This is a genomic window from Winogradskyella sp., from assembly GCF_025210595.1.
In the GTDB taxonomy this organism is placed as follows: Bacteria; Bacteroidota; Bacteroidia; order Flavobacteriales; family Flavobacteriaceae; genus Winogradskyella.
Map to the genome: position 1 here is coordinate 1 of NZ_JAOARH010000156.1, position 3,356 is coordinate 3,356.

4 protein-coding genes are annotated in these 3,356 nt (G+C 31.3%); 2 read left to right on the plus strand and 2 right to left on the minus strand.

Annotated features, from left to right (window positions below):
- A partial coding sequence (locus tag N4A42_RS14480) for a LytTR family DNA-binding domain-containing protein (RefSeq protein WP_294075488.1) occupies positions 1–219 on the plus strand: 219 nt, incomplete at its 5' end.
- An 85-nt stretch (positions 220–304) separates the two neighbouring features.
- Positions 305–2,077, plus strand: coding sequence for a DNA mismatch repair protein MutS (locus N4A42_RS14485; RefSeq protein WP_294075489.1), 1,773 nt, complete (start codon positions 305–307; stop codon positions 2,075–2,077).
- Positions 2,078–2,205: 128 nt separating this feature from the next.
- Here the strand turns inward: N4A42_RS14485 and rpmA are convergent, their stop codons facing one another.
- Together rpmA and rplU are read right to left on the minus strand one after the other, a co-directional pair.
- The gene (rpmA, locus tag N4A42_RS14490) at positions 2,206–2,466 is read right to left on the minus strand and encodes a 50S ribosomal protein L27 (RefSeq protein ID WP_294075491.1); all 261 of its coding nucleotides are present in this window, start codon (positions 2,464–2,466) and stop codon (positions 2,206–2,208) included.
- Positions 2,467–2,493: 27 nt separating this feature from the next.
- Positions 2,494–2,979, minus strand: coding sequence for a 50S ribosomal protein L21 (gene rplU, locus N4A42_RS14495; protein WP_294075493.1), 486 nt, complete (start codon positions 2,977–2,979; stop codon positions 2,494–2,496).
- Positions 2,980–3,356 lie beyond the last annotated feature (377 nt).

The window sequence follows — 3,356 nt, forward strand, 5'->3', positions numbered from 1 at the left end:
AGAATTCATACTGAATCTATAAGCATTACTACAAAAGAAAAGATTAGTGATTTTGAATCTAAGTTACCTTCGTGCTTTTTAAGAATACATCGTTCCTATATTGTTAATACTCAAAAGATATCAGCCTACACGATGCATGATGTTGAAATAGGAGATATAGAAATTCCAATAGGAATTAGTTATAAGCAAAATGTTCTAAATGATATAAAGAACAGTTAGTAAAAACTTTTATAACTAAACCATGTAAGTAGGACTTTGCTTTAGGCGTTCCTTTTTTGTTTCTTTACAGCAGCAAAAAACAGCAATGAATAAGCCTATAGAATTCTATCAATCTCAATTAGAAAAACATAAAGTAATATCTAAAAGTTTATACAAACAAATGGGTTTGTTAAGCCTATTTAGGCTTTTGGTGTTTGTTGTTACAACATTCACTATATATTTTACGTATACGCAATGGCAAATTGCTACAATAGTTGCTATTTTAGGTATTGCAATTTTCTTGTTTTTGTTATCTAAATACACTGATTTAAAGGCTAAAAGAGCACTTCATAAAAGATTGGTTGAAATCAATGAAGAAGAGCTTAAAATAGCTTCAGGAGATTTTTATAATAGACCAGATGGCTCGCAATATCAAAATCCAAAGCATTATTATAGTTTAGATATTGATTTATTCGGAAAAGGATCATTTTTTCAATTTATCAATCGTACAGCTATTAAAGAAGGTACCAGTACTTTGGTGAATAATTTGCTGGCTAATGATGTTATAAATATTGAAAAAAGACAAGAAGCCATAGATGAACTTTCTAAAGCACCTGAATGGAGGCAGTATTATTCTGCAACCGCTAAAGGTGTTGAGGTAGAACATTCAGCTAAATCTATTATTGAGTGGTTAAAAGCGTATCAACCTTTTTTAAGCACAACAATATATTGGTCAACAATAGGTTTTAGTATGGCTTCAATCTTGCTTTTAGTTTTAGGAATAACCGAAATTATACCTATTAAATACGCAAGTTATTGGCTGTTATTAGGTTTGGTAATTACTGGGCGTTTTTTAAAACCAATCAATAATGTTGCGCAAAATACAGAAAAGGCAAAAGATACTTTTAGGCAATATGCTTTGTTATTAGAACAAATTGAAAAAAGAGAGTTTAATTCTCAATTACTACAAGAAAAGCAACAACAAATACAGTCTGAAGATTTAAAAGCATCTCAAATATTTTCAAAATTTTCTAAAGCTTTAGATGCTCTAGATAATAGAAATAATTTTATTTCAGCCATTTTCGGAAATGGTTATTTGCTTTGGGATATTAGGCAAACCTATCATATAGAGCAATGGGTTTCTAAATATGCCGATAAGGTCGAAGATTGGTTTGAAGTGGTAACGTTTTTTGATGCCTTCAATAGTTTTGGGAATTATGCCTTTAACCATAAAGAGTTTACCTATCCAGAAATCACAAATCAGAATATAACAATCTCTGCGAAAGATTTGGGTCATCCTTTGCTAAATAAAGAAAAGCGTATTAATAGCGATTTAGAGCTCTTACAAGAGCAGTTTTTTATTGTTACGGGAGCAAATATGGCTGGTAAGAGTACCTTTTTAAGAACTGTTGCTTTACATATTGTCATGGCTAATGTTGGTTTGCCTATCTGTGCAAAAGAAAGCAAATACAAACCTATAAAGCTGATTACGAGTATGCGTACTACAGATTCGTTAACAGACGATAGTTCTTATTTCTTTAGTGAGTTAACGCGTTTGAAGTTTGTAGTAGATACGATAGAAGCGGATAAAAACTATTTTGTGATTTTAGATGAAATCTTAAAAGGCACCAACAGTACAGATAAAGCTATAGGCTCACGGAAGTTTGTAGAGAAATTGGTAAAACTAAATGCTACAGGGATTATTGCTACTCACGATTTAAGCCTTACAGAAATAGAATCTCAATTAAAAGCTGTAAAAAATTACTTCTTTGATGCACAAATTATAAACGACGAATTGTTTTTTGATTACAAACTTAAACAAGGAATTTGCCAAAATATGAATGCGAGTTTTTTATTGAAGAAAATGGAAATAGTATAGTTTTGGCCTAAGGAGTTGTTAATCAGTTTTCTTGATTATTAGGGAATTTGTTTTTTTAAAATAGTTAAAAATAAAACCCCTTTCTGAATACAGAAAGGGGTTTTTTAATATCTAATAAGAAATATTTCTTATGCCTCAAACGGTGCTATAGACACATAAGACTTATTATTTTTCTTCTTCGTAAATTGTACGATACCATCAACTTTAGCGTGTAAAGTGTGATCTTTTCCTTGGTAAACATTTTCACCTGGATGGTGTGTGTTACCTCTTTGTCTTACGATGATGTTACCAGCAATAGCAGCTTGTCCACCAAAAATCTTAACACCTAAGCGTTTCGATTCTGATTCTCTACCGTTTTTCGAACTACCTACTCCTTTTTTATGAGCCATTTTATTTCGATTTTAGTTGTTAAACAATTAACTTAAAGCAGCAATTAAATCAGCTTTCTTCATAGAAGAAATACCTTCAATTCCTTTAGCTTTTGCCATCTCTTTTAACTCAGCAACAGTCTTTTTGCTTAAATCTTGAGTGTCATCTGCTGTAGCTTCAGCTTTTTTAGTTTCTTTTTTAGGAGCAGCTTTTTTAGCTCCAGAAGCAGTAATGCCTTCAATTACGATTTCAGTTAAAGCTTGTCTGTGTCCATTCTTAACACGGTAACCTTTACGTCTTTTCTTTTTGAAAACTATTACTTTGTCACCTTTAAGGTGTTTTAAGACTTTAGCACTTACTTGTGCTCCGTCTATAGCTGGGGCGCCTAAAGTAACATTGCTACCTTCACCTATTAGAAGAACGTTATCAAAAGTAACTTTCTTACCTTCTTCTGTAGATAAACGGTTAACAAAAACTTTTTGGTCTTTTTCAACTTTAAATTGATGCCCTGCTATCTCTACAATTGCGTACATAGCGTAACGTTTTTATTAATTTGTTTATTAATTAAAATATGCTTTTCTCAGAAAGCGGATGCAAATATAGTTCTAAATTCCTAAACTACAAACGTTTTAAGGGTTTTCGCGTAGTTTAGAGTGCAATTTTACATTCTTAAAAAATAGAAAAGCCTTAATAACTGTAGTTTTTGTGTTTTACTATCCTTAAAAGAATAAGGATTACTTATTTTTGTACAGCTTTGTGTAACAATTAACACTTTGCTTAGACAAACACTAAAACATTTTTTTAAAACTTAAACACAATTCATAATGAAAAAAAGCTTATTTACTCTAGCGCTCTTGTTGCTAGTTGGTATTTATGCCAATGCTCAGCAAGTAGAATTTGAGGAGTATGA